Genomic DNA, 25,504 nt, shown 5'->3' on the forward strand with positions numbered 1-25,504 from the left:
GCTGACACGCGGATCACTGTCGACGGGCTCCACGAAAGGCGCGGCGGTCCCCGCCCGCCGCGGCGCGGTCGGCTTCACGACGTGGCGCGTTCCGCAGAGCGGGGTGCGTCGCCCGGCATCGATCCGCTGACACGCGGATCACTGTCGACGGGCTCCACGAAAGGCGCGGCGGTCCCCGCCCGCCGCGGCGCGGTCGGCTTCACGACGTGGCGCGTTCCGCAGAGCGAGGTGCGTCGCCCGGCATCGATCCGCTGACACGCGGATCGCTGTCGGCGGGCTCCACGAAAGGCGCGGCGGTCCCCGCCCGCCACGGCGCAGTCGGCTTCACGACGTGGCGCGTTCCGCAGAGCGAGGTGCGTCGCCCGGCATCGATCCGCTGACACGCTGATCACTGTCGACGGGCTCCACCTCGTCGAGCGGCGGCCACCTGCTCCTGCGGTCGAGCCGGGCGGGCGTGCCTGAGTCGTGCCGGTCGAGTAGCCGCGGGACGCGGCCTATCGAGAACCGCCAGGCACGGAGAACGGGTCGCTGCTGGTCGAGAGGCCGCGGGACGCGGGGCATCGAGACCCACCGGACCGGGACTGCCCGTGCTGCTGCAGGCCCGCGTCAGGGGGCCAGGACGGCGACCGTCATGCCGGGCATCGCGGCGGGGGCGTCCATCGCGGCGAGGGCGTCGGGCAGGTCCTCGAAGGCGATGGTGCGGCCGACGGAGTCGGCGGGGCGCAGACGGCCGGCGACGATGTCGTCGAGGAGGGCCGTGTAGCCGCTCCGGGCGATGCCGTGGCTGCCCAGCAGCTCCAGCTCCTGGGCGATGACCCGGCCGAGCGGGATCGCCGGTGCGGCGTCGGGCCCGAGGAGCAGACCCACCTGCACGTGCCGGCCGCGCGGACGCAGGGCGGCGATCGACGCCTCCGCCGTGACGCTGCTTCCGACGGCGTCGATCGCCAGATGCGCACCTCCTCCGGTCGCCGCCCGGATCGCCTCGGCGGCACCCTCGCCTCCGGGGACGGTCACCGCCCCGAGCGCGGCTGCGGCCTCCCGCGCCGGGGCGGAGACGTCCGACGCCACCACACGGGCCCCGGCCGCGAGCGCGACGATCACCGCGGAGAGGCCGACTCCGCCGCAGCCCAGCACCGCGACCCACTCCCCCGGGGCGACCCGGCCGCGCTCGTGCAGGGCGTGGTACGCGGTCCCGAAGCGGCAGCCGAGACCGGCCGCCTCGACGAAGCCGACGGAGTCGGGCAGGCGCACCAGGTTCAGGTCCGCACCCGGCACGGCCACCGCCTCGGCGAACGACCCGTCGAGGGTGAATCCCGGCTGCTGCTGCCGGAGGCACACCTGCGTCGCCCCCTCCCGGCACTGCTCGCAGTCGCCGCAGGCGAACACGAACGGCGCTGTGACCCGGTCACCGACCGCGAAGAGCGACACCTGGGCTCCCGTCGCGATCACCGTCCCGGCGAACTCGTGCCCGGGGATCTGCGGAAGGACGACCGAGTCGTCGTGCCCCTTCCACGCGTGCCAGTCGCTTCGGCACACCCCGGTCGCCGCGACGCGGACGACGACGCCGTCGACGGGGCAGACGGGCTCCGGGACCTCGATGATCGCGGGGAGGGCGGAGAAGGACGAGTAGCTCACGGCGCGCATGCCGAGAGTCTCCCAGAGGCCCGGGCCGCGCTCTGCTTACAGCGCGTCGACCGGGATGCCGCCGGTGCCCGGCTGGGCGGGCTCGCGGTGGACCGGGTAGACCGTGCCCCGGGCGCGGTCGATCGCGATGCTGCCGAGGGCGAGCACGATTCCTGCCGCGGTCAGGCCCACGCCGACCCAGATGGGCGACAGATAGCCCAGTCCGGCGGCGATCGTCAGGCCGCCGAGCGCGGCACCCACCGAGTTGCCGATGTTGAGCGCGGAGTGGTTGAGCGCGGCCGCGATCGTCTGGCTGTCGCGCGCCACGTCCATCAGCCGGGTCTGGATCGCGGGCGACGCGGCGGCCGAGAAGCCCGCCGAGAGGAACGCGAACACCACCAGCCCGACGACCGACGAGGCCGACAGCGCGAGCCCGATCAGCGAGACGCCGACGCCGGCGAAGAACACCACCAGCGCCCGCCGCACGTCGCGGTCGGCGGCCCAGCCGCCGACGAGGTTGCCGACGGTCATCCCGAGGCCGATGACGACCAGGATCCACGGGACCGCGCCGAGCGGCAGGCCCGTCACCTCGGTCGCGAGCGGCGAGATGTAGCTGTACATCGCGAAGAGTCCGCCGAAGCCGATGGCGCCGACGAGGAGGGTCATCCAGACCTGCAGGCGCCCGAACGCCCGCAGCTCGTTGCGGACGGTCGCCGCCGGATTCCCGGGCTGCGCGGGCACCAGAAGCTGGACGGCCACGACGGTCAGCGCGAAGAGCACCGCGACCACGAGGTAGGCGCTGCGCCAGCCGGCCACCTGCCCGACCCAGGTGATCGAGGGCACACCGACGACGTTCGCGATCGTGAGCCCGGAGAGGACGAACGCGACTCCCTTGCCGCGCTTGCCGGGACCCATCAGGTCGGCGGCGACCAGGGAGGCGATGCCGAAGTAGGCGCCGTGCGGGAGCGCGGCGACGAAGCGCGCGGCGAGGACGAGCGGGAAGCTCGGGAGCAGCGCCGAGCCGATCGTCCCGACGGTGAAGGCGACGAGGAGGGTCAGGAGGAGCCTCTTGCGCGGCCAGCGCGCCGCTGCGGCGGCGATGGTGGGGGCGCCGACCACGACACCGAGCGCGTAGGCCGAGATCAGCATCCCCGCCTGCGAGACGGCCTGCTCCTGGCTCGCGGCCCAGACCCCGGGGAGGAGGTCGGCGGCGAGCTGCGGGAGGAGCCCCATCGCGACGAACTCGGTCGAGCCGATGCCGAAGCCCCCCATCGCGAGGGCGAGCAGGGCGAGGCGGGTCCGAGCGGGCGAGAGCGTCACCGGTCAAGGCTACTCAGGATCGGGCGGATGTCGAATCGATTCGAGAAAGCCCGGACACGAGAGGTCTCGGCGCGGACCCGCTACTCCCCCAGCGCGTCGTTCAGCCGGGCGATCTTGCCGTCGATCTCGCCCGAGTAGCCGGGGCGGATGTCCGCCTTCAGGACGAGCGACACGCGCGTCCCGAACGCTCCGACGGCCTCCGTCGCGCGCTTGACGACGTCGAAGACCTCGTCCCACTCCCCCTCCATCTCGGTGAACATCGAGGTCGTCCGCGACGGCAGGCCGCTCTCGCGGACGATGCGGACGGCGGCGGCGACGGCGTCGTGGACGGACGCGTCGGGCGCCTCGCCCCCGGACGGTGCGACCGAGAATGCGACGAGCATGGGAGCCTCCTTGACTGCGCGCACCGCGTGCCGGCCCGCGCCCTCCGAGCCTACGAGCCCTGGGGCGCCAGGCGGGTCTCGCCGGTCAGCGACGATGCGGAAGTCGTGGCGCCGGGTGCGATGACCCGCGCCGTCCCCGTCCTCCACAGCTCGCGCAGCAGCCAGCCGAGCAGCACCACGAGGAGGATGTTCCGCACGGTCAGCACGAGCACCATCCACCAGTGCGACCAGAGGAGGAAGAGGTAGAGGTACGGGTAGACCACCTGGGTCAGAGCCGCAGTGACGAGGGTCAGCTTCGCGGGCCGGTCGAACGCGCCGTCGCGGCACGCGATCAGCCCGGCGATCACCGGCGGCGCGAGCCAGACGATGTACTGCGGCGAGAGCACCTTGTTGGTGTCGATGAACACGACCACGAAGGTCAGCGCGAGCAGCGGGAACAGCCTGGCGGGGTCCGCCCGGCGGGCGAGAGCACGGGCACCCAGCAGGGCCACGCCGAGCATGGCCAGAGCGAGCAGCGGGGTCATCAGGCTCGCCGCGAACTCGGTGCCGGGCCCGTGCATCTCGAAGGTGTTGATGTCGGCGGCGTAGTAGACGTAGCTCCCCGATCCTGGGAGGACCGACAGCCACATCCAGGGAGTGCTCACGACGGCCTCGATCTGGAGGCCCCGATCGGTCTGATCGGTGACGAAGCTGAAGACCTGGTCCCCGCCGCCGACGAGGACGACCGCGAGCACGATGATCACGGAGGCGACCGCGGGGACGAGGATCATCCGCAGCCGTCCGCGCAGGACCAGCACGGCAGCGGCGAGGATCGCGGCCGGCCACACCTTGATCCAGGTGGCCACGGTCAGCAGCAGCGCCGCGACGCCCGGACGGGTCGCCGCCCAGAGCATCCCGGCGATGGCCGGCGGCGCAGTGAAGGCGTCGATGCGGCCGATCGCGATCGGCCCGAGGAGGACGAGGAACAGCAGCCACCAGCGCGCCGCGGCGAGGCGCGGTGCCGACCGACCGCGCAGCAGCAGGGCGAAGGCGGCGGCATCGGCGAGCGCGACGAGGACGAGCCACATCAGGTCGTAGCCCGCCGAGCCGAAGAGCCAGGAGGCCGCGATCGGGCCCCAGGCGACGATCGGGTAGACCCAGCCCGTGTCGATCCCGGCGATGCCGCCGCCCTCGACGGCGGTCCTCATCCACTCCTTGTAGACGATGCTGACGTCGCCCATCGGCAGACCCGGAGCGAACAGCGCCAGGAGGGAGAGCACCACGTGCACCAGCGCGAAGGCGCCCCAGAGCACGGCGACGGAGTCGCGGTTCTCGCGCAGCCGGGCGAGGGGGCGGGAGGACGCTCGAGGAGGGGAGGACGGCACCGCGTCATTGTAGAGGGGCCGCTGAACGGGACCCTGGCAGCACCTGAGCCCGCCTGAGAGCGCCGCTTCCGCCGGGCATCGGTCCCCCGGCGGCGTCGGTCGCCGCCGGGCGTCAGCGGCCAGCGGGCGTCAGCAGCCCGCGGGTGTCAGCAGCCCGCAGGCGTCAGCAGCCCGCAGGCGTCAGCAGCCCGCGGGCGTCACGACCCGATGAACTCAGTAGCCGGCGAACGCGTCGGTGCGGATCCGCTTCGCCCCGGCACCGCGCAGGGCGCCGCGGACCGAGTCGACGAACGACGGCGACCCGGAGACGTAGCCCACGCGGCGGCCGGCATCCGGCACCGCGTCCGCGAGCAGCTCGGCGGTCAGTCGGCCTGTGACGTGCGACCACCGTGCGGGCAGGTCGGTCGGCGCCTCCTTCGAGCAGAGCACGACCCGGGCCCCCGACTCCTGCAGCAGGTCGCGGTAGGCGACCTCGGCGAGGCTCGGCGCGGCGACCACGACGACGACGTCGCGCCGCGGACCGTCCGCGAGCGAGCGGAGCTGACTGGAGAACGGGGTGATCCCGATACCGCCCGCCACCAGCAGCAGCGGCACGGCGGGATCGGCAGGCAGGACGAAGTCACCGCCGACGCTGGTCGCCCGGAGCGAGTCGCCGGGCTCCAGCGCGGCGAGTGCGCGCTTGAAGCTGCTCGCCTTCTCCGGCATCCGCAGGGCGATCGCGATCTCGCCGTCGGACGGAGCGGAGGAGACCGAGAAGGTGCGCCGGCTGCCCCGGCTGTCGGCGCGGTGCGGCAGGTCGAGCTCGAGCCACTGGCCCGGCTCGAAGGTCAGCGGCGAGCGGGAGCGGAAGCGGTACTCCGCGATGCCCGGCGCCAGCACGCGAGTCGAGGAGAGCTCGAGCGTGTGCCGCCGACGCTGGCGGAACGCGAAGGCGAACGCGAGGGCGTTGCCGACCACGAGGCCCAGCTCCGGAGTGGCGGAGACGACGCCGATGTGGAAGGGGACGCTCGCCACGAGCGCTGCGACGACCGCGATGATCAGCTGCTGCGAGCGGCGCGGCGCGAGCGTGAGCGGCTCCGTCAGCATGAAGGCGCCGGCGAAGACGAAGGGGTAGGCCGTGAGGACCAGGGCCGCCGCGGCGCCGAGGTCCTGGCCGTTCTGCACCGCCTGCTGCACGGACACCCCGCCGGCGACGACGACGAAGACGGCGAAGACGGCCCAGCGGCGGACCCGCGCGACGATCAGGAGGGAGCCCACGACGACGAACGGCCAGATCGCGCCACTGGCGATCCACCAGGCTCCGGCGTTGAGCCCGGTGAAGCCGATGATCAGCACGGCGACCGCGGCCGGATTGAAGAGGTGGCGGCCCCGCCAGGCGAGGACGTACTTGGACGCGGCGGCGATCGCGCCGACGAGCGCGATCACGGCGAGCCCGCGGGGATCGGCCGTCGGGAAGAGGAGGCAGGCGATCAGCAGACCGGTGACGAGCGAGGACTCCAGGTGCGCACGGCTCCGGAACAGCCTCGCGAGGACCGCGCTGACCAGGGCCGTCGAGGCGACGGCGACCAGCGTCGTGCCGAGGATCTCGAGCGGCGTCGAGAAGATCAGGCCGGCTGCGGCGTAGCCGACGGCGACGAGCAGGAGCGCGGCGAGCGTCATCCAGACCAGCCGGTAGGTGGTGACACGGCCGAGGGCGCGGTCGAAGGTGCCGATCATCGGAAGACCTCTCCGGGGAAGGAAGGCGAGTAGTGGAGGGTGCCGTCGCTGCGGACGCGGACGAACTCGAAGTCGAAGCGCTCGGCGAGGGTCTCGGGCGGGCAGACGAACAGCGCGGTCGCGAGCCCGTCGGCGACGAGGGCCGTGTCGGCCACCGCCCAGGTGGCGACGACGGTCTCGACCGGAGCTCCGGTCCGCCCGTCGAGGACGTGGTGGAGGCCGCTGCCCCAGGCGCGGCGGTTGCTCGCCGAGCCGCAGAGCGCGCGGTCGCCGGGCACCGCCACTCCCAGTGCGCTGCTCGGGTCCCACGGGTGCTCGAGGCCGACCCGGACGGGTCCGGCTCCGATGCCCCGGAGGTCGCCGCTCGCGTCGACGACGGCGGGCCCGGCTCCGTCGAGCTCCCCGAGGACGAGGTCGACGAGCTGGCCCTTGCCCGCGGCGCCGACGTCGACGACGGTCCCGGGCTCGACCCGCAGTCCCGCCGCCCCGCGTCGGGCGGCGGCCCAGGAGGGAGCGGGGACGGCGGGTCCTCGCGGGACGAGGGTGTACGCGGAGTCGTAGCCGAGCTGCTCGAGAGAGCCGCCGACGAAGGGGGTGACCGCCCCGCCGGTCAGCTCGTCGAGCACGTCGTACAGTGCGAAGAGGTCGGCCGCCTCGTCGGGGAAGACGTGCTCGCCTCCGACCCGCAGCTGCGAGACGGCGGAGTCGTCACGGAACCGCGACCAGGTGCGGTCGTACTCCGCGATGCGCGCCTCGACCCGCGAGCGGTGGGAGGGCCCGAGCGGCTCGGCGGTGTCGATCTGCCAGCCGGTGCCGATCGCGTCGAACCGCCACGCGTGGCCGAGGACCGTCGGGGCGTCAGGCCGTGGCATCGGCCTTGATGGTCTCGACGGCGTCGTTGAAGCCGCCGGAGGTGAGGGAGGACCCCGACACCTTGGAGACCTTCAGCTCGTCGAGCTGCTTGCCGACGACCTCGCCCGCGATGCCGCCCGCGAAGCGCGACTGGTACTGCTGGCCGGTGGGGTTCTCCGACTCCGGGGTCACGGTCACGTCGGTGACGACGCCGTCGGCGAGGGTCAGCGAGACGCCCACCTTCTCGTTCCCTCCGGGCGAGGTGTAGGCGCCCTCGGCCTCGTAGGTGCCGTCGGCGTAGCTGCTGCCGCTCGCGGCGGAGGACGCGGCGCCGGTGGCCTCGGGGGCGGAGCTGGTGGCGGTGCTCGGAGCGGTGGTGGTCGCCGCGTCGGCGGCGTCGCTCCCGGTCGTGGTGGTGCTGGAGCAGGCGGCGAGCGCGGCGAGGGTGCCGGCGCCGGCGAGGAGGGTCAGGGCGTAGCGGGCGGGAGTCGTGGTCTTCGCGGTCATGTCTGTTCTCCTGGTCGAGGCGGACGCGGCGGATCCGACGGTAGAGGTGCTCGCTTCGAGCACCCGATGAGGCGGCGGTGCGGAGCCGGTGAGCCGGGCCGCGGGCGTCGCTTCCTCCAGGACAACGGCGGCGGTCCCGGTTCGGTTCAGCGCTCGTCCGACGGGCGTGTCAGCGCAGGAGTGCGGCGACCACTCCGGGCAGGTGCTCCGCGATGTCGAGCGCGGCGATCGGGCCGCCGGCGGAGGCGCTCCGTCCGGCCTCCGCGTGCAGGACGGCGGCCGCGGCGGCCACGGGGGCGAGGTCCTCCGCGGTCAGAGTCGCCCCGGCCGCCTCGGCGTCCGCGGCCCGACCGGCGAGGAGTGCGCCGAGCACGCCGCCGAGGACGTCGCCGCTGCCCGCGGTCGCCAGCCAGGGCGTGGATCCGGAGACCTCGAGCTCGACGCCGCCCGCGACGACGTGGGTGGTGCCGCCCTTGAGGAGCACGCAGACTCCGAGGCGGTCCGCCGCCCGGCGCGCCCACTCCCCCGGGGCCTCGGCGATCGTCGCGGCGTCCGCGTCCAGACCCGCTCGGCCGAGCACTCCGGCGAGCTCGCGGTAGTGCGGCGTGATGACGACCGGGCCTGCGGCCTCGTCGATCAGGTCGAGCGCGCCCGCGTCGAGCACCACCGGGACTCCCGAGTGCAGCTGCTCGATCAGGGTGCGCCGCTCCTCGTCGCTGCGGTCCTCGGCGCTGGTGCCGGAGCCGACGAGCCAGGCCTGCACGCGCCCCACCGCGGTCACGACCTCCGGCCGCCGGGCGAGCACCAGGCCCCCGGGCCGCTCCGGTCCGAGGTAGCGGACCATGCCGACTCCCGTCCGCACCGCCGCCTCGACGCCGAGCACCGCCGCTCCCGGGTACCGCTCCGACCCGGTCGCGATCCCCAGCACCCCGCGCGTGTACTTGTCGTCGTCCTCCCGCGGCACCCTGATGCTCCGCGCCGCCTCCGCCGTCCCGACCCGCTCACCCATCCCGCCACCCTACGTCGCCCTGCGACGGAGCCGCCCGGTTCCCGCCCGGTGCCGGCGCAGCCGCACCCCTCCCCGCACCGTGCCGGCGCAGCCGCGCGTCCCGACAGACCGTGCCGGCGCAGCCGCACCCCTCTCCCCTTGCTCCAGAGGGGCGCGGGTGCTGGAGGGGTCGGATGCAAGCCGGACGAGGAAGCGATACCGGCGGCATCGCGCCCGACGACGACGCCCCCTCCAGCACCCGCGGGCGCGGGCCGCGGAGGGGTCGGATGCAAGGCGGAGGAGGAAGCGATACCGGCGGCATCGCGCCCGACGACAACGCCCCCACCAGCACCCGCGGGCGCGGGCCGCGGAGGGGTCGGATGCAAGGCGGAGGAGGAAGCGATACCGGCGGTATCGCGCCCGACGACAACGCCGCAGACGGCCCCTCCGCGGCCCGCGCCTAACGGCGGGTGGCGTCGTCGACTTCGCCGACGAGCTCCTCGATGATGTCCTCGAGGAACAGCACTCCGGTGGCGCGGCCCTGCTCGTCGAACGCCCGGGCGAGGTGGGCGCCGGTGCGCCGCATGATCGCGAGGGCGTCCTCGAGGTCGGTGGCCTCGAAGATCGAGGCGAGCTGGCGGATGCGCTTGGCGGGGACGGGGAGGCGGAACTTGGCGCCCTCCGTGTCGCCGTCGAGGTCGAGGACGTCCTTGAGGTGGATGTAGCCCTCGGGGGTGCCGTCCTCGCCGAGGATCACGTAGCGCGAGAAGCCGTGCTTGGCGACGGCGCGCTCGACGTCGGCGGGGGTCGCTCCGCTGGGGAGGCTGACGATCCCGTCGAGGGGCAGGGCGACGTCGTGGACCTTCTTCTCGGTGAACTCGAACGCGGCGAGGAGGGTCCCGGTCGAGTCGCGGAGCGTGCCCTCGCGGGTGGACTGGTCGACGATCGTCTGCACCTCCTCGAGCGTGAAGGTGCTGTTCGCCTCGTCCTTGGGCTCCACCTTGAAGAGGCGGAGCACTCCGTTGGAGACCGCGTTGAGGGCGACGATGATCGGGCGGAGGACCCGGGCGATGGCGACGAGCGGCGGCGCCAGGAGGAGCACGGCGCGGTCGGGCATCGAGAACGAGATGTTCTTGGGGACCATCTCGCCGAGCACCACGTGCAGGAACGACACGATCAGCAGCGTGATGACGAAGGCGACGGTGCCGGAGAGCTCGTCCGGGATGCCGACGGCGTGCAGCGGCACCTCGAGCAGGTGGTGGATCGCCGGCTCACTCACGTTGAGGATCAGCAGCGAGCAGACGGTGATGCCCAGCTGCGTGGTCGCGAGCATCAGTGTGGCGTGCTCCATCGCGGCGAGCGCGGTGATCGCGCTGCGGCGTCCGCTCTCCGCGAGGGGCTCGATCTGGGAGCGGCGCGCGGAGATGACCGCGAACTCCGCTCCGACGAAGAAGGCGTTCGCGGCGAGGAGCACCACGAGCCAGGCGATTCCGGCCCAGTCACTCATCGTCGGACTCCTTCCGTCCGCGGTGTCCGCGGGCGACGTCGGCGAGCGGGTCGGGGATCCCGTCCGGGTCCGCGTCGGGGTCGGGCGTGAAGCGGAGGCGGTCGATGCGGCGGCCGTCCAGGCGCTCGACGCGCAGCGAGCCGCCCTCGACGTCGACCCGGTCGCCGACGGCGGGGAGGCGGCCGAGCTCGCTCATCACGAAACCGGCGACCGTCTCGTAGGGGCCCTCCTCGGGGATGTGCACGCCGGCGCGGTCGAGGACCTCGTCGGGGCGGAGCATGCCGGGGAAGGTGGTGGAGCCGGGAAGCTTCACGACGTCTGCCCGGGAGCGGTCGTGCTCGTCGGCGACCTCGCCGACCAGCTCCTCGACCAGGTCCTCGAGCGTGGCGACGCCCGCCGTGCCGCCGTACTCGTCGACGACGACCGCGAGCTGGAAGCCGCGTCCGCGCAGCTCCGTGAGCAGCACGTCGAGCTTCATGGTCTCGGGGACGCGGAGCGGCTCGGAGCGCAGCGCCGTGACCGGCACGTCGGACCTCTTGCCGCGGGGCACGGCGACGGCCTGCTTGACGTGCACGACTCCGACGATGTCGTCGATGTCGTCGTCCGTGATCGGGAAGCGCGAGAACCCGGTGGTGCGGGCGAGGTCGAGCACGTCCTGCGCGGTGCTCGCGCGCTCGACCGTCGACAGGCGCAGGCGCGGCGTCATCACGTCGCCCGCGGTGAGGGCGGAGAAGCGGAGGGTGCGCCCGAGCAGGTCGGCCGTGTCCTCCTCGAGCAGTCCGGCGCTGGCGGAGTGGCGCACGAGGCTCGAGAGCTCCTCGGCGCTGCGGGCGCCCGAGAGCTCCTCCTTCGGCTCGATGCCGACCAGGCGCAGCAGGGCGTTCGCGCTGCCGTTCAGCAGGGCGACGGCCGGGCGGAACACCGTCGTGAACGCGGTCTGCAGCGGCACGACGAGCTTCGCGGTCGCCCGCGGCAGAGCGAGGGCGAAGTTCTTGGGGACCAGCTCGCCGAGGATCATCGACAGCAGGGTCGCGATGACGATGGCGACCACCGTCATGACCGGCGCGAGCGCCTCCTCCGGGATGCCGAGTCCGCTGAACGGCTCCTGGAGCAGCGTCGAGAGGGCGGGCTCCATCGTGTAGCCGGTGAGCAGCGTCGTGAGGGTGATGCCCAGCTGCGCGCTCGAGAGGTGCGTGGAGGTGACGCGCAGGGCCGCGATGGTCATGCCCAGGCGCGTCTCGCCGCGGTCGCGACGGGCCTCGAGGTCGGCCCGGTCGAGGTTCACCAGCGCGAACTCGCTGGCGACGAAGACGCCGGTGCCCAGGGTCAGCAGCAGGCCGACGCCGAGGAGGAGCCACTCAGTTCCCACGGTGGTCGCCCCCGGTCACGAGAGGGAGGTGCGAGGAGGGCCGGACGGTGCGGGCCGGCGGAGCGGCGGCACCGGAGCGTCGAGCGGGAGTCCGAGGAGCACGGCAGTGAGCGGAACAGGCCGGATGCGCAGAGGGAGGGTCGTCCATTGTGGCGCCGAGTCTACCCGCCGCGGAGCGCCGCCGGGCGTGCTCCGACGCGGCGGCTCAGAGCCACTTCTTCCGCTTGAACACCGCGTAGAGCGCGAAGCCGAACAGCACCATCAGGCCCAGCGCCCAGGGGTAGCCGAGCCGCCAGTGCAGCTCCGGCATGTCGTCGAAGTTCATCCCGTAGATGCCGGCCACGAGCGTCGGGGCGAAGAGGATCGCCGCCCACGAGGAGATCTTGCGGACCACGTCGTTCTGGGCGAGCCCGGTCTCGGTCTGCCGGCGCGAGACGAGCGTCGAGTGCACCGTGAGCGCCTTGTCGAGGATCGCGCGCAGGGAGTCGACCGCCTCCGTCACGCGGATGGTGTGGTCGAGCACGTCGCGGAGTGACCGGCGCAGCTCGATCCGCTCCGGCGAGGGCGAGGGCTCCCCCTCCACGGGCGTCGACTCCTGCAGCAGCTCGTGCAGCAGGGCGGTCAGCGGCTGCACCGAGCGCTGGAAGTGGATGACCTCGCGCGAGAGCCGGTAGATGCGCTCGGAGAGCCCGTCGTCCGAGTCGTCGCCGAAGAGCTGGTCCTCGATCTCGTCCACGTCGCCCTGGACGCCGAACACCACCGGCGCGTACTCGTCGACGACCTGGTCGAGGATCGCGTAGAGCACCGCTTCGGGCCCGCGGGCGAGGAGGGCGGGATCCTCCTCCAGGCGGCGGCGCACGCGGGCGAGGTCCGGGGAGTCGGCGTGCCGGATGGTTACCACGAAGTCGGGGCCGACGAAGACGTGCAGCTCGCCGAAGACGACCGTCTCGGCGGCGTCCGCGTAGCGCGCCGGCCGCAGCACGACGAAGAGCCCGTCGTCGTAGCGCTCGAGCTTGGCCCGCTGGTGCCCGCTCAGCGCGTCCTCGACGGCGAGCGGGTGCAGCCCGAACTCCTCGGCGACCGCCTCGACCTCCTCGCGCGTCGGGCGGTAGAGGCCGATCCAGGCCATGCCGTGCTCGTCGCGCATCAGCTCGAAGGTGTCCTCGAGCGAGTCGGGGTTCCGGATGCGGCGGCCGTCGACGTACACGGCGTTGTCGACGATGGTCATGGGCTCGGTTCTAGCACGCGGCGCCCGCTCACCAGCTGACCGGCAGCGCCTTGCCCTCCTCGTAGCCCGCGGCCGACTGCAGGCCCACGTGCGCCCGCTCGTGGAAGTCGGCCACGCTCCGGGCGCCGGCGTAGGTGAAGGACGAGCGGACCCCCGAGGTGATCATGTCGAGCAGGTCCTCGACCGAGGGCCGCAACGGGTCGAGGTAGATGGTGGAGGAGGAGATGCCCTCGGCGAAGAGGCGCTTGCGGGCGAGCTCGTAGGCGTCGAGGCGGTCGAAGCGCTCCTGCACCGCCTTGGCCGAGGCCATGCCCCAGCTCTCCTTGTAGACCCGGCCGGCCGCGTCGCTGCGCAGCTCCCCCGGCGCCTCGATCGTGCCGGCGAACCAGGAGCCGATCATCACGGAGGCGGCGCCCGCGGCCAGCGCGAGGGCGACGTCGCGCGGGTAGCGCACCCCGCCGTCCGCCCAGACGTGGGCGCCCAGCTCGTGCGCGCGCTCGGCCGTCTCGAGGACGGCCGAGAACTGCGGGCGGCCGACCGCGGTCATCATCCGGGTGGTGCACATCGCGCCGGGGCCGACGCCGACCTTGAGGATGTCCGCTCCCGCGTCGACGAGGTCGTGCACCGCGTCGGCCGTGACGACGTTGCCCGCCGCGATCGGCACTCCGAGATCGAGCGCGGAGACCGTCCGGAGCGCCCGGAGCATCCCCTCCTGGTGGCCGTGCGCGGTGTCGAGGACGAGGACGTCGACGCCCGCGGAGACGAGCGCGCGCGCCTTCGCCTCGACGTCGCCGTTGATGCCGATCGCCGCCGCGACGCGCAGACGCCCGTCCGCGTCGAGCGCCGGGTCGTAGACGGTGGAGCGGAGGGCGCCGGTGCGCGACAGCGTGCCGACCAGGGCGCCGTGGTGCAGCACCGGGGCGAAGTCGAGGTCGGCGGCCACCATGAGGTCGAAGGCGGCCCGCGCGGTGGGCACGTCGTCGGCGTCGATCGAGGGCGTGGCGGAGTGCACCAGGTCGCCCAGACGCGCGTCCGGCAGCGCGGTCGCCAGACGCGAGGCCGGGACGCAGCCGAGGATCGCGCCGCCCTCCTCCTGCACCACGAAGCCGTGGCCGGCGACGGCCGGCAGGATGCGCAGCGCCTCCTCCACGGTCGTCGCCGGCGAAGCGGTGAGGGCGCCGGAGAAGGCGACCGGCTGGCGCTTCACCCAGCGGATCGCGGCGTCCAGCGCCTGCAGGGGCATGTCCTGCGGGAGGACGCCGAGCCCGCCCCGGCGCGCGAGCGTCGCTGCGAGGCGCTGACCGGTGACCGAGTTCATGTTGGAGGAGACGACGGGGATCGTCGCCCCGGTGCCGTCGCCCGGGGCGAGCGAGACGTCGAGGCGGCTCGTCACCGACGAGCGGCCGGGGACGAGGAAGACGTCCGAGTAGGTGAGGTCGCCTGAGGGTGTTCCGCCGGAGAAACGCATGGGGGAAACGCTACTCCGGCGCGGCCCCGGGTCGGCCGTGCAGGGAACGGGGCTAGGCTTGACGACCGGGACGGGACCAGGCGACGGCACCGGTTCCCGCTGGTGCGAGGACGACCTCCTCCGCCGCGGTGGCAGGCGCCGAGGGATGCGACGGGCCCGTCCGGATGATCGAGGACGAATCAACGGAGAGAGTGGGCGATCGGCTGTGTCGAGCCAGTTGACCGGAGCAGGAACAGAGCAGGGCGCGGAGGACTTCGGAGCCAACGAGTGGCTCGTGGAGGAGCTGTACGAGCAGTACAGCGCCGACCGCGCCTCGGTGGACGAGTCCTGGTGGCCCATCCTGGAGCGCTACGGCGCCCAGCTCGCGAACTCCGGCAAGGACGCTCCGGCTCCCGCCGCGGCCCCCGCGCCCGCCGCCTCGAAGCCCGCCGCTGCCGCCGAGCGCGTCTCGTCGAGCGGCGGAGGCGCCGTGACGCATCCCGCCGCGGCCTCCTCCACCGAGTCGACCCCCGCCTCCCGCACCACGTCGAAGCAGCCGAAGGCGCAGCCGATCCCGGCCGACGCTCCGGTGACCAAGCCCTCCGCCGAGGACTCGACGCCGGACGAGGACGTCGTCACCCCGCTCCGCGGCATGGCGAAGAGCCTCGCGACCAACATGGACGCCAGCCTCAGCATCCCCACTGCGACGAGCGTCCGCACGATCCCGGCGAAGCTGATGATCGACAACCGCATCGTCATCAACAACCACCTGCGCCGCACCCGCGGCGGCAAGGTCTCCTTCACTCACCTGATCGGCTGGGCGCTCATCCGCGCGCTCAAGGACTTCCCGAGCCAGAACGTGTTCTACGACGAGGTCGACGGCAAGCCCGCCGTCGTCGCCCCGGCGCACGTCAACCTCGGCATCGCGATCGACATGCCGAAGCCCGACGGCACCCGCGCCCTGCTCGTGCCGAGCATCAAGCGCGCCGACACGCTGAGCTTCACCGCCTACCTCTCGGCCTACGAGGACCTGGTCAAGCGCGCGCGCGGCAACAAGCTCGTCGCCGGCGACTTCGCGGGCACCACGCTCTCGCTGACGAACCCCGGCGGCATCGGCACGGTCCACTCCGTCCCCCGCCTGATGAAGGGCCAGGGCTGCATCATCGGAGCCGGCGCCCTCGAGTACCCGGCGGAGTTCCAGGGCGCGTCCGAGAAGACGCTGGTCGAGCTGGGCATCGGCAAGACCATCACCCTGACCTCGACCTACGACCACCGCGTCATCCAGGGCGCCGGCTCGGGCGAGTTCCTCAAGATCGTGCACGAGCTCCTGCTCGGTGGCCGCGGCTTCTACGAGGACATCTTCGCCGCGCTGCGCATCCCCTACGACCCGATCCACTGGTCCACGGACATCGCCGTCGACCTCGCCGAGCGCGTCTCCAAGACCGCCCGCGTGCAGGAGCTCATCAACTCGTTCCGCGTCCGCGGGCATCTGATGGCCGACGTCGACCCGCTGGAGTACGTGCAGCGCTCGCACCCCGATCTCGCCATCGAGAGCCACGGCCTCACCTTCTGGGACCTCGACCGCGAGTTCGTCACGGACGGCTTCGGCGGCAAGCGCCAGCTCAAGCTGCGCGACATCCTCGGGATCCTCCGCGACTCGTACTGCCGCACCGTCGGCGTCGAGTACATGCACATCCAGGACCCGGAGCAGCGCGCCTGGATGCAGCAGAAGCTCGAGCGCGGCTACGAGAAGCCGGGCCACGACGAGCAGCTGCGCATCCTGGGCAAGCTCAACGAGGCCGAGGCCTTCGAGACCTTCCTGCAGACCAAGTACGTGGGCCAGAAGCGCTTCTCGCTCGAGGGCGGGGAGTCGCTCATCGCGCTGCTCGACGCCGTCCTGCAGGGCGCGGCCGACGAGCACCTCGACGAGGTCGCGATCGGCATGGCCCACCGCGGCCGCCTGAACGTGCTGACCAACATCGCCGGCAAGACCTACGGCCAGATCTTCCGCGAGTTCGAGGGCACCCAGGACCCGCGCACGGTCCAGGGCTCCGGAGACGTGAAGTACCACCTCGGCACCGAGGGCACCTTCCGTGGCGCGGCGGGCGAGGAGATCCCGGTCTACCTGGCGGCGAACCCCTCGCACCTCGAGGCCGTGAACGGCGTGCTCGAGGGCATCGTCCGCGCCAAGCAGGACCGCAAGCCCATCGGCACCTTCACCACGCTGCCGATCCTCGTCCACGGCGACGCCGCGATGGCGGGCCAGGGCGTGGTGGTCGAGACCCTGCAGATGTCGCAGCTGCGCGCGTACCGCACCGGCGGCACGATCCACATCAACATCAACAACCAGGTCGGGTTCACGACTCCCCCTCACGAGGCCCGCACCTCGATCTACTCGACCGACGGCGCGAAGACGATCCAGGCGCCGATCTTCCACGTGAACGGCGACGACCCCGAGGCGGTCGTCCATGTCGGGCAGCTCGCGTTCGAGTACCGCCAGCGGTTCCACCGCGACGTGGTCATCGACCTGATCTGCTACCGCCGGCGCGGGCACAACGAGGGCGACGACCCCTCGATGACCCAGCCGCTGATGTACAGCCTGATCGAGGCCAAGCGCTCGGTCCGCAAGCTGTACACCGAGGCGCTCGTCGGCCGCGGCGACATCACCGAGGAGGAGTACGACCGCGCCCACCAGGACTTCCAGGACCGCCTGGAGCGCGCGTTCGCCGAGACCCACGCCGCGCAGACCGGCGCGATCCCCGTGATCACCGCCGACGGCGACTCCGTGGCCGACCTCGAGCTGCCCGACGCGCAGCAGGGCGAGGACTACCCGGGCGAGCCCGAGGTGACCGGCGTGAAGACCGAGGTCGTCACCCGCATCGGCGACGCGTTCACGACGCCGCCCGAGGGCTTCACCGTGCACCCCAAGCTCCAGCAGCTGCTGGCGAAGCGCCAGGAGATGAGCCGCTCCGGCTCCATCGACTGGGCCTTCGGCGAGCTGCTCGCGCTCGGCTCGCTGCTGCTCGAGGACACCCCGGTGCGCCTCGTCGGCCAGGACACGCGCCGCGGGACCTTCGTCCAGCGCCACGCTGTCCTCCACGACCGCGAGAACGGCCAGGAGTGGCTGCCGCTGATGAACCTGTCCGAGCAGCAGGCCCGGCTCTGGATCTACGACTCGCTGCTCTCGGAGTACGCGGCGATGGCGTTCGAGTACGGCTACTCGGTGGAGCGGCCCGACTCGCTCGTGCTGTGGGAGGCGCAGTTCGGCGACTTCGCGAACGGCGCCCAGATCGTGATCGACGAGTTCATCTCCTCCGCCGAGCAGAAGTGGGGGCAGCGCTCGTCGCTCGTGCTCCTGCTCCCGCACGGCTACGAGGGCCAGGGCCCCGACCACTCGTCGGCGCGGATCGAGCGCTACCTGCAGATGTGCGCGGAGCGGAACATGACCGTCGCGCGACCGTCGACGCCGGCGTCCTACTTCCACCTGCTGCGCCGCCAGGCCTACTCCCGGCCCCGCCGACCGCTGATCGTCTTCACCCCGAAGGCGATGCTGCGCCTGCGCGGAGCCTCGAGCCCGGTCGAGGACTTCACCTCGGGCCGTTTCCAGCCGGTGATCGACGACGCGCGGATCCAGGACGCCTCCGCCGTGAAGCGCGTCCTGCTCCACGCCGGCAAGGTCCACTACGACCTCAAGGCGGAGCTCGAGAAGAAGCCCGACGACGGCATCGCGCTGGTGCGGGTCGAGCAGTACTACCCGGCGCCGATCGAGGAGCTGCGCGGCATCGCCGAGCGGTACCCGGACGCGGAGCTCGTCTGGGTGCAGGACGAGCCCGAGAACCAGGGCGCCTGGCCGTTCATGGCCCTCGAGGTCGCTCCGAAGCTGGGCCGGTCCATGCGCGTGGTCTCGCGGCCGTCCGCGGCCTCCCCCGCGGCCGGCTCGGCCAAGCGGCACGCCTCCGAGCAGGCCGACCTGCTGTCGCGGGCGCTCACCCGCTGATCCGCGGTCCGCACGACGCGGTCGGGCCCGTCGGAACCTCGTGTTCCGGCGGGCCCGTCGCGTTGCGGGCGGACCGTGCCTGACCGCAGGCCCACAGAGACCGGCAGAAGCGCTCGCGACGTGCGGGTGCCGCGGCGACCGGAGGCCGCCGGACACGACGGAGCCCCGGCCCCTCGAGGGCCCGCGGTGCGCGGGAGGTCTCGAACGGCCGGGGCTCCCCGGGTCGTGCTGCGCCTAGAGGCGGGCGGGCGCCTGGGAGTGCGCGGCGTGCTCGTCGCGGAGCATGCCGAGCACCTGGGCGCGGAGGTCCTCCGGCGCCGTCTCCTTGCACGCCCGCTGCACGGCGACCGTCAGAACCACGCCGACCTTCGCCTCGTCGGCACAGTCGACGCATCCCGCCATGTGCTCGCGGATGTCGGCGGCGTCCTCCTTGCACAGCTCGTTGTGGAGGTACTCCTCGAGCTCGGCCTTCGCCTTCGTGCAGCCGCTGTCGGTCATTTCGTGCTCCCGGAAGTGAATGCGGCGCGGAATCCGCGCTCGCGTGCGTAGTCGGTGAGTCGTTCGCGCAGCATGCGCCGGCCGCGGTGCAGCCGGCTCATGACGGTCCCGACGGGGGTCTTCATGATGTCCGCGATCTCCTGGTAGGAGAAGCCTTCGACATCGGCGAAGTAGACGGCGAGCCGGAAGTCCTCCGGGATCGCCTGGAGCGCCTCCTTCACCGCGGTGTCGGGGAGGTGGTCGATCGCCTCCGCCTCGGCCGAGCGGCTGGAGGTGGCCGTGGTCGACTCGGCGCCGCCCAGCTGCCAGTCCTCGAGCTCGTCGATCGCGCTCTGGTAGGGCTCGCGCTGCTTCTTGCGGTACGAGTTGATGAACGTGTTCGTGAGGATGCGGTAGAGCCAGGCCTTCAGGTTGGTGCCCTGCTCGAACTGGCGGAACGCGCCGAAGGCCTTCGCGAACGTCTCCTGCACGAGGTCCTGCGCGTCGGAGGGGTTCTTCGTCATCCGCAGACCGGCCGCGTAGAGCTGGTCGATGAAGGGCAGCGCCTGCTGCTCGAAGAGGGAGCGGAGATCGACGGGATCCTCGACCGGGGCGTCGTCCAGCGACTCCTCGACGGTCTCCACGATCGTCTGCTCCGCGTCGGCGGGCTCGGGAGCCTCGTCGGCGGGGGTGGTGCGGGGTTCGTCGTCGCGAGTCATCACGAGCGATTCTAGAGCGGCGGCGCGGCGGACGACCGGGGTTGCGGCGCGAGGGCGCCTCCGGGCGACGGGCCTGCTGCTCCGGAGGACCGGGGGTGCTGCCGTCATGCTCCGCCTCCGTCACGCTCCTGACGACGCCCTGCGCGCCGACTATCCTGACAACCGATGGTCTTCTCGCGTTATTCCGCTCCCGAGTTCGATCCGTACGGCGACGCCCGTGCGCTCCCCGGCGACGACGCCTGGCCCGCACCCCTCGCGGCCGGCGCTCTCGACGCCGAGGTCGGCCTGCCCGGCTCCAAGTCGCTGACCAACCGGCAGCTGGTGCTCGCGGCTCTGGCCGACGGGCCCTCCACGCTGCGGGCGCCGCTGCACTCCCGCGACAGCGCCCTGATGATCGAGGCGCTGCGCTCGCTCGGCACCACGATCCGGGAGTCCGGCTCGACCGGCGGCTTCGGCGCCGACCTGGTCGTGGAGCCTGCGGAGGAGCTGCTCGGCTCGACGACGATCGACTGCGGGCTCGCGGGCACCGTGATGCGCTTCGTCCCGCCGCTGGCCGGCCTCGCGCTCGGCCCCACCACCTTCGACGGCGACGCTTACGCGGCGAAGCGGCCGATGGGGGCGACGATCGCCTCCCTCCGCGCGCTCGGCGTCGACGTCGCCGATGACGGCCGCGGTGCGCTCCCCTTCACCGTCCACGGCTCCGGGGCCGTCCGGGGCGGCGACGTCGTCGTCGACGCCTCGCGGTCGAGCCAGTTCGTCTCGGCGCTCCTGCTGGCCGGCGCCCGCTTCGAGGAGGGACTGCACCTGCGCCACGAGGGCAGCGCCGTCCCCTCCCGGCCCCACATCGACATGACCGTCGCCGCGCTGGCGGCACGGGGCGTCGAGGTCGGCACGCCCGCCGACGGCGAGTGGACCGTCGCGCCGCAGCCCATTGCCGGCGCCGACGTGCTGATCGAGCCCGACCTCTCGAACGCCGCGCCGTTCCTCGCTGCGGCCCTCGTCACGGGCGGCCGCGTCCGGCTGCGCCACTGGCCGGCCGTCACCACGCAGGTCGGGGCGCACCTCGAGCGGATCCTGCCGCTGTTCGGCGCCCGCGTCGAGCGCGACGGCGAGGACCTCGTGGTCACCGGCGGCGACGAGATCCTGGGCGTGGACCTCGACCTGTCGGAGGGAGGCGAGCTCGCCCCCGCCCTCGCCGCCCTCGCCGCGCTGGCCTCCACTCCCAGCACCCTGACCGGGATCGGCCACATCCGCCACCACGAGACGGACCGCCTCGCCGCCCTCGCCGCCGAGATCACCGGCCTCGGCGGCCGGGTCACGGAGCTCGAGGACGGTCTGCGCATCGAGCCCGCCGAGCTCCACGGCGGCCGCTGGCGCACCTACTCCGACCACCGCATGGCCCACGCCGGCGCTCTGATCGGCCTCGTGGTCCCCGGCGTGGTGATCGAGGACGTCGCGACGACAGCGAAGACCCTCCCGCAGTTCCCGGAACTGTGGACGACCCTCGCCGGATCGGTCTGACCCGTGTCGTGGTGGACGGACAGCGGCCTCGACGCCGACGGTGCTCTCGACGACTTCGACGGGTACGACGAGTCGGACGCGCGGGTGCGCCCGAACCCGAAGGGCACGAAGCCCCGGACCAAGAACAGGCCCGCCTACGAGGACGCCGAGATCGCGATGGTGCTCGGCGTCGACCGGGGTCGCTACACGGTGATGATCGGCGACGGGACGCCCGAGGAGCACGAGTTCACGGCGGCCCGGGCCCGCGAGCTGCGGCGCCAGGCGATCGTGGCCGGCGACCGCGTCGACGTGGTCGGGGACTCCAGCGGCGACGAGGGGACGCTCGCCCGCATCGTCCGCATCCGCGAGCGGTCGACCCTCCTCCGCCGCAGCGCCGACGACACCGACGCGATCGAGCGCGTGATCGTCGCCAACGCCGACCAGATGCTCTGCGTGGTGGCCGCCGCCGACCCCGAACCTCGGACCCGGCTGGTCGACCGCTACCTGGTCGCCGCCTTCGACGCCGGCATCACTCCGATGCTCTGCATCACCAAGACCGACCTCGCGGACCCGGCCCCGTTCCTCCGCAACTTCGAGGGGCTCGACCTCCGCGTGTTCCTCTCGAGCCAGGAGGAGCCGCCGGTCGACGAGATCGCCGACGCCCTCCTCGGCCACGAGACCGTGGTCGTCGGGCACTCCGGAGTCGGCAAGTCCACCCTCGTGAACAAGCTCGTCCCGGACGCGCACCGGGCCATCGGGCGCGTGAACACCGTGACGGGCCGCGGCCGGCACACTTCGTCCTCCACCGTCTCGCTGCGCGTGGAGCGCGGCGACCGGCACGGCTGGGTGATCGACACCCCCGGCGTCCGCTCGTTCGGACTCGGCCACGTGAACACCGACAACATCCTCGGCGCGTTCACGACCCTCGCCGTGATCGCCCGGGACTGCCCGCGCGGCTGCACGCACCTGCCCGACTCCCCCGACTGCGCCATCATCGAGGCGGTCGAGGGCGGACTGCTGGGCGCCAGCGGACCGGAGCGCCTCGACTCGCTCCAGCGCCTCCTGACCACCTTCGCCACGACCGACGGAAGCAGACGATGACCGACCTCTCCCCCCTCCCCGCCGAGGCGCGCCTGGCCGCCGGCGACTCCGCTCCGGAGTTCACGCTGCCGAACCAGGACGGCGAGCCCGTCTCGCTCGCGGACTACCGCGGACGGCGCGTCATCCTGTTCTTCTACCCCGAGGCCGACACCCCCGGCTGCACCACGGAGGCCTGCGACTTCCGCGACAACGCGGCGTCCCTCCGCGACTCCGGCTACGAGGTCCTCGGGATCTCGCGGGACGCTCCGGAGGCGCTGCGCCGCTGGGCCGACGCCCAGGGCATCGCCTACCCGCTGCTGAGCGACCCCGACATGACCGCGCACCGCGCGTACGCGGTGTGGGGCGAGAAGAGCCTCTACGGCAAGACCGTCGTCGGCGTGCTGCGCTCGACGTTCGTCGTCGGAGCCGAGGGAGCGCTCGAGTTCGCGCAGTACGGCGTCCGGGCGACCGGGCACGTGCAGGCGCTCCGCAAGAAGCTGAAGCTCGTCTGACCCCGGGGCGCGCGGTGCAGGTCATCGCGCGCCACCGGCTCTCGGGGTTCCGCTCGTCTGCGAGCATCTCTCATATAGACGTGAGCGGCACCGCCCGGTGCCCCGTCGGGACGAGGGGTGGTCAGGGTGCGCTCGAATGCTCGCAGGACGACGGCCGGAGCGGCGATCGCGGTCGTGGTCGCCGTGCTGGCGGGCTGCACGCCACCGGAGCCGGCGCTCACCGCCGCCAGGGTGCTGCAGGCGGTGTCCGTCGCCGTCTCGTCCGACGGGGGTGTCCGTGCGATCGAGGGGACGGCCCTCGCCGTCGGCGACGACCCGTCCGACACCTCGGCGACCACCACCGTCTACGATCCCTCCGAGGTCGCCGCCGACCTGCCGGTCCGTGTCCGGCCCTCGTGGCGCACCGCCGACGCCTCGGGCACCGATCCGGCCGACCTCGCCGGGCGCTCGGGTCGGATCGAGATCTCGCTCGCGGTGGAGAACCTGACGGTCCGGCCCGAGGAGGTCGCGTTCGACGCGGCCGGTCGTGCAGCCCGCCGCAGTGCACTCGTCGGCGCTCCGCTGACGATCGCAGCCTCCGCGGTCCTGCCGGGCGTCCCGCCGAGTCGCGTCGTCACCGAGAGCGAGTCGGGTGCCGTCACCAACGGCGTGCTCAGCCGTGACGAGCACGGAGACGCCGTCGTGCAGTGGGCCGCTCTCCTCGCTCCCCCGGGCGGTGGCGCGACGGCGACGCTGACCCTCGTCGCCGACGTCGCCGACTTCGCCGTCCCCGCCTTCGACCTGGCGGTCCAGCCCGGCCTGAGCACCGACCCGACCACCGAGGGGGCGCTGGGCGCCGCGTTCGACTCCTCCGACGCCTCGCCGCTCGCCCTCGAGCGCCGCACGATCGAGGTCGTCACCGCGGTGGACGACCTGCTGACGCAGGCCGGCACCACCGTCGCCGAGGTGCGGGCCTCGCTCGACGCGACCTCCGAGACTCTCGGTGTCCGCACGGCCGAGGAGCTGCGGGCCGGCGCCGCCTCGACGGCGGCCTCGATGCAGAGCCTCTCCGGGCAGCTCGGCGCGCTCCGGGCGCAGCTGTCGTCGACGGTCTCGGGCACCGAGTCCGGCCTGCTGGCGCAGCTGTCCGAGGCGATCGACGCGGTGGACGCCCTGCTGGGCGACACATCGGCCGCGGTGCCGCCGCCGACGGTCTCGGGCAGCGGATGCGGAGTCGCCGTCGACGGCGGCCGCTCCGGCTCGATCCACTCCGAGCTGCTGCGGCTCACGGCCGAGCTCGACGCGTACGGAGCGGCGGCCGAGTCCTGCCGCGACGAGGTCGTCGCGGCTCTCCGTGCTGCCGCGGGGCCGGCACAGCCCTCCGCCGAGACCTGCACGGCACCCTCGACCACCTGCTCCCTCGCCGCCTCCGGAGCCGCCGTCGACACCGTGCTGCTCGGGATGCTCGATCGCGGGCAGGACCTCGTCGACTCCCTGCAGCCGGAGCTGATGGACGGCGTGCAGGCCGGGTTCGCCGCCCTCGCGAGCAGGGTGGACACCGCGTCGGCCTCGGTGGACACCCTGGCCGACCCGGAGGGATCCGTCACCCGGGCGCTCGCCGCCCTGTCGGTGACGCTGGACGGGCTCGACGCGGACGCCGCGGGCCTGGAGACGACGGTCGCCTCGGTCGGCGCCGCCGCCACGACGGCCCTGGACGAGCTCGGCACACCGACCAGCGCGGGGTCGCTGTCGGCGCAGAACCAGGAGCTGGCCGACCGGCTCTGCGAGCTGTCGCCGGCGACACAGTCCCCTGCTGCCGCACCCACGCCGACCGGGCGCCCGACGCGCGCACCCGTGGAGGTGACCCGGGGCTCCGTCGAGGAGCTCCGCGCCTACCTGACCGCGACGCCCTGCTCCGGCACGGGCCGCCTCGACGCTCCCGACGGCTATCCGGCCCCCCTGGCCGACCGGCTGAGCGACCAGGTCCACGCGTGGACCGCCGTCGCCTCCACCGTCGGCAGCACCGGCGCTAGTGCCGACCTCGCCGCCCTGCGCGCCGCGCTCGCCACGGTCCGCAGCGGCGTGGCCGAGGCCGGCGCGACGGCCGGCTCGGACGACGCGCGCCTCACCGGCCTGCTCGCCTCCCTCCGCACCGGCGTCGACGCGCTGACCGCTCAGCGCGACGCCCTCGGCACCCGCATCGATGCTCTCGGCGCCCAGCAGGACGCTCTCGCACCGGCGATCCAGGAGGCGTTCGCCGAGGCGGACACGGCCGCCGCATCCGCGGTCACCGCACTCCTCGACGAGCAGGTGCGGCGGATCTCGACGCGCTCCGGCGCCGACGCCGACGCGGTCGTCGCGATGTTCGGCCGGTCGGTCTCGAGTCTGCGCACGGCCTCCTCCGGTATCCGCTCCGACGGTGCGGCGACGGTGGACGCCGGGCACCGGGCTCTCCGCACCGCGGAGGCCCGGATCGGCGAGGCCGTCTCCGAGCGGACGCGCGCCTCCCTGGCCGGCATCGCGACGACGATCGACGCCTCGACCCGCGACACCGACGCGGCCGCCGCGCTCCTCGCAGCCGATCTGCACAAGGTGCTCCTGGACCTCGGCGACCGGACGGTCGGCGGCTCCGGCCTGCTCGGATCGATGACCACGAGTGCCGCGAAGGTCGGCACCGCCGACGTGCAGCTCGCGCTCGCCTCGCAGAGCGCACGGGGCTACGCCGCGGTGCGGTCCGAGGAGGTCTCGGGCATCCTGCTCGCGCAGGCCCAGGAGCGGGCCTCCCTCCGGGCCGGGGATGAGCTTCCCGCGTTCCACCTCGACCTGCCCGAGGGCACGCGGACCCGGACGGTCTACTCCTTCCGGATCGGGGACGAGCGATGACCCGCCTGGGCAGGCGCGCGGCGCAACACCCCCGCACCGCCCGACGGACCACG

19 protein-coding genes are annotated in these 25,504 nt (G+C 73.2%); 5 read left to right on the top strand and 14 right to left on the bottom strand.

All coding sequences use genetic code 11. From position 1 onward, the window contains the following. Nucleotides 1-606: 606 nt before the first annotated feature. The 12 genes from C5C59_RS13920 to C5C59_RS13975 form a co-directional block, all read right to left on the bottom strand. The gene (locus C5C59_RS13920; RefSeq protein ID WP_104251295.1) at nt 607-1,644 is read right to left on the bottom strand and encodes an alcohol dehydrogenase catalytic domain-containing protein; all 1,038 of its coding nucleotides are present in this window, start codon (nt 1,642-1,644) and stop codon (nt 607-609) included. Between the two features lie 36 nt (nt 1,645-1,680). After that, nucleotides 1,681-2,895 carry an MFS transporter gene (locus C5C59_RS13925; protein ID WP_104237871.1) on the bottom strand — a complete coding sequence of 405 codons (1,215 nt, stop codon included), beginning with the start codon at nt 2,893-2,895 and terminating at the stop codon, nt 1,681-1,683. Nucleotides 2,896-3,023: 128 nt separating this feature from the next. Continuing rightward, a complete protein-coding gene (locus C5C59_RS13930; RefSeq protein ID WP_104237844.1) occupies nt 3,024-3,326 on the bottom strand; it encodes a thiamine-binding protein in 303 nt (100 codons plus the stop codon). Nucleotides 3,327-3,376: 50 nt separating this feature from the next. Continuing rightward, entirely contained in the window at nt 3,377-4,690 is a 1,314-nt protein-coding gene (locus C5C59_RS13935; RefSeq protein ID WP_104237845.1) for a glycosyltransferase 87 family protein, read from the bottom strand. Nucleotides 4,691-4,903: 213 nt separating this feature from the next. Then, a complete protein-coding gene (locus C5C59_RS13940; RefSeq protein WP_104237846.1) occupies nt 4,904-6,406 on the bottom strand; it encodes an oxidoreductase in 1,503 nt (500 codons plus the stop codon). Then, nucleotides 6,403-7,278, bottom strand: coding sequence for an FAD:protein FMN transferase (locus C5C59_RS13945; RefSeq protein ID WP_104237847.1), 876 nt, complete (start codon nt 7,276-7,278; stop codon nt 6,403-6,405). The genes C5C59_RS13940 and C5C59_RS13945 overlap by 4 nt, the downstream gene beginning before the upstream one ends. After that, nucleotides 7,265-7,765 carry an FMN-binding protein gene (locus tag C5C59_RS13950; protein ID WP_104224453.1) on the bottom strand — a complete coding sequence of 167 codons (501 nt, stop codon included), beginning with the start codon at nt 7,763-7,765 and terminating at the stop codon, nt 7,265-7,267. Before C5C59_RS13950 ends, C5C59_RS13945 begins: the two co-directional genes overlap by 14 nt. A 169-nt stretch (nt 7,766-7,934) precedes the next feature. Continuing rightward, a complete protein-coding gene (locus C5C59_RS13955) occupies nt 7,935-8,774 on the bottom strand; it encodes an ADP/ATP-dependent (S)-NAD(P)H-hydrate dehydratase (protein ID WP_104237848.1) in 840 nt (279 codons plus the stop codon). 439 nt (nt 8,775-9,213) lie between these two features. Continuing rightward, on the bottom strand, nt 9,214-10,260 hold the full coding sequence (locus C5C59_RS13960; protein ID WP_104224111.1) for a hemolysin family protein: 1,047 nt from the start codon (nt 10,258-10,260) through the stop codon (nt 9,214-9,216). Beyond that, on the bottom strand, nt 10,253-11,629 hold the full coding sequence (locus C5C59_RS13965) for a hemolysin family protein (RefSeq protein ID WP_104225499.1): 1,377 nt from the start codon (nt 11,627-11,629) through the stop codon (nt 10,253-10,255). Before C5C59_RS13965 ends, C5C59_RS13960 begins: the two co-directional genes overlap by 8 nt. Before the next feature lie 205 nt (nt 11,630-11,834). After that, nucleotides 11,835-12,857 carry a magnesium/cobalt transporter CorA gene (gene corA / locus C5C59_RS13970; RefSeq protein WP_104224113.1) on the bottom strand — a complete coding sequence of 341 codons (1,023 nt, stop codon included), beginning with the start codon at nt 12,855-12,857 and terminating at the stop codon, nt 11,835-11,837. Nucleotides 12,858-12,885: 28 nt separating this feature from the next. Beyond that, the gene (locus C5C59_RS13975; RefSeq protein WP_104232785.1) at nt 12,886-14,325 is read right to left on the bottom strand and encodes a GuaB1 family IMP dehydrogenase-related protein; all 1,440 of its coding nucleotides are present in this window, start codon (nt 14,323-14,325) and stop codon (nt 12,886-12,888) included. A 205-nt stretch (nt 14,326-14,530) separates the two neighbouring features. Between C5C59_RS13975 and C5C59_RS13980 the strand changes: the two genes are divergently transcribed. Further along, nucleotides 14,531-18,301: a multifunctional oxoglutarate decarboxylase/oxoglutarate dehydrogenase thiamine pyrophosphate-binding subunit/dihydrolipoyllysine-residue succinyltransferase subunit gene (locus C5C59_RS13980; RefSeq protein WP_181134910.1), complete on the top strand. Its 3,771-nt coding sequence runs from the start codon at nt 14,531-14,533 to the stop codon at nt 18,299-18,301. Between the two features lie 234 nt (nt 18,302-18,535). Here the strand turns inward: C5C59_RS13980 and C5C59_RS13985 are convergent, their stop codons facing one another. Next, nucleotides 18,536-18,799 carry a zf-HC2 domain-containing protein gene (locus C5C59_RS13985; protein ID WP_104224116.1) on the bottom strand — a complete coding sequence of 88 codons (264 nt, stop codon included), beginning with the start codon at nt 18,797-18,799 and terminating at the stop codon, nt 18,536-18,538. Beyond that, nucleotides 18,796-19,497 (bottom strand): sigma-70 family RNA polymerase sigma factor, encoded by a 702-nt coding sequence (locus C5C59_RS13990; RefSeq protein ID WP_104237851.1) that lies wholly within the window; start codon nt 19,495-19,497, stop codon nt 18,796-18,798. Before C5C59_RS13990 ends, C5C59_RS13985 begins: the two co-directional genes overlap by 4 nt. A gap of 165 nt (nt 19,498-19,662) precedes the next feature. On the opposite strand from C5C59_RS13990, the gene aroA reads away from it, so the two are divergent. The 4 genes from aroA to C5C59_RS14010 all read left to right on the top strand — a co-directional run bounded on the left by aroA (nt 19,663) and on the right by C5C59_RS14010 (nt 25,451). Then, nucleotides 19,663-21,018 carry a 3-phosphoshikimate 1-carboxyvinyltransferase gene (gene aroA / locus C5C59_RS13995; protein WP_104237857.1) on the top strand — a complete coding sequence of 452 codons (1,356 nt, stop codon included), beginning with the start codon at nt 19,663-19,665 and terminating at the stop codon, nt 21,016-21,018. Between the two features lie 3 nt (nt 21,019-21,021). Further along, the gene (gene rsgA, locus C5C59_RS14000; RefSeq protein ID WP_104251296.1) at nt 21,022-22,098 is read left to right on the top strand and encodes a ribosome small subunit-dependent GTPase A; all 1,077 of its coding nucleotides are present in this window, start codon (nt 21,022-21,024) and stop codon (nt 22,096-22,098) included. Then, nucleotides 22,095-22,589: a thioredoxin-dependent thiol peroxidase gene (bcp, locus tag C5C59_RS14005; protein ID WP_104237854.1), complete on the top strand. Its 495-nt coding sequence runs from the start codon at nt 22,095-22,097 to the stop codon at nt 22,587-22,589. The genes rsgA and bcp overlap by 4 nt, the downstream gene beginning before the upstream one ends. Before the next feature lie 126 nt (nt 22,590-22,715). Then, nucleotides 22,716-25,451: a hypothetical protein gene (locus tag C5C59_RS14010; RefSeq protein ID WP_146083122.1), complete on the top strand. Its 2,736-nt coding sequence runs from the start codon at nt 22,716-22,718 to the stop codon at nt 25,449-25,451. The last annotated feature ends 53 nt before the right edge of the window (nt 25,452-25,504 follow it).

It is taken from the genome of Rathayibacter sp. AY1F4 (assembly GCF_002931775.1).
Taxonomy (GTDB): domain Bacteria; phylum Actinomycetota; class Actinomycetes; order Actinomycetales; family Microbacteriaceae; genus Rathayibacter.

Excerpts from the sequence above, each read along its gene's own strand:
- C5C59_RS13920 (WP_104251295.1), bottom strand. The coding sequence starts at position 1,644 with ATGCGCGCCGTGAGCTACTCGTCCTTCTCCGCCCTCCCCGCGATCATC.
- C5C59_RS13925 (WP_104237871.1), bottom strand. The coding sequence starts at position 2,895 with ATGGGGGGCTTCGGCATCGGCTCGACCGAGTTCGTCGCGATGGGGCTC.
- C5C59_RS13930 (WP_104237844.1), bottom strand. The coding sequence starts at position 3,326 with ATGCTCGTCGCATTCTCGGTCGCACCGTCCGGGGGCGAGGCGCCCGAC.
- C5C59_RS13940 (WP_104237846.1), bottom strand. The coding sequence starts at position 6,406 with ATGATCGGCACCTTCGACCGCGCCCTCGGCCGTGTCACCACCTACCGG.
- C5C59_RS13945 (WP_104237847.1), bottom strand. The coding sequence starts at position 7,278 with ATGCCACGGCCTGACGCCCCGACGGTCCTCGGCCACGCGTGGCGGTTC.
- C5C59_RS13950 (WP_104224453.1), bottom strand. The coding sequence starts at position 7,765 with ATGACCGCGAAGACCACGACTCCCGCCCGCTACGCCCTGACCCTCCTC.
- C5C59_RS13955 (WP_104237848.1), bottom strand. The coding sequence starts at position 8,774 with ATGGGTGAGCGGGTCGGGACGGCGGAGGCGGCGCGGAGCATCAGGGTG.
- C5C59_RS13960 (WP_104224111.1), bottom strand. The coding sequence starts at position 10,260 with ATGAGTGACTGGGCCGGAATCGCCTGGCTCGTGGTGCTCCTCGCCGCG.
- corA (WP_104224113.1), bottom strand. The coding sequence starts at position 12,857 with ATGACCATCGTCGACAACGCCGTGTACGTCGACGGCCGCCGCATCCGG.
- C5C59_RS13975 (WP_104232785.1), bottom strand. The coding sequence starts at position 14,325 with ATGCGTTTCTCCGGCGGAACACCCTCAGGCGACCTCACCTACTCGGAC.
- C5C59_RS13985 (WP_104224116.1), bottom strand. The coding sequence starts at position 18,799 with ATGACCGACAGCGGCTGCACGAAGGCGAAGGCCGAGCTCGAGGAGTAC.
- C5C59_RS13990 (WP_104237851.1), bottom strand. The coding sequence starts at position 19,497 with ATGACTCGCGACGACGAACCCCGCACCACCCCCGCCGACGAGGCTCCC.
- aroA (WP_104237857.1), top strand. The coding sequence starts at position 19,663 with ATGGTCTTCTCGCGTTATTCCGCTCCCGAGTTCGATCCGTACGGCGAC.
- bcp (WP_104237854.1), top strand. The coding sequence starts at position 22,095 with ATGACCGACCTCTCCCCCCTCCCCGCCGAGGCGCGCCTGGCCGCCGGC.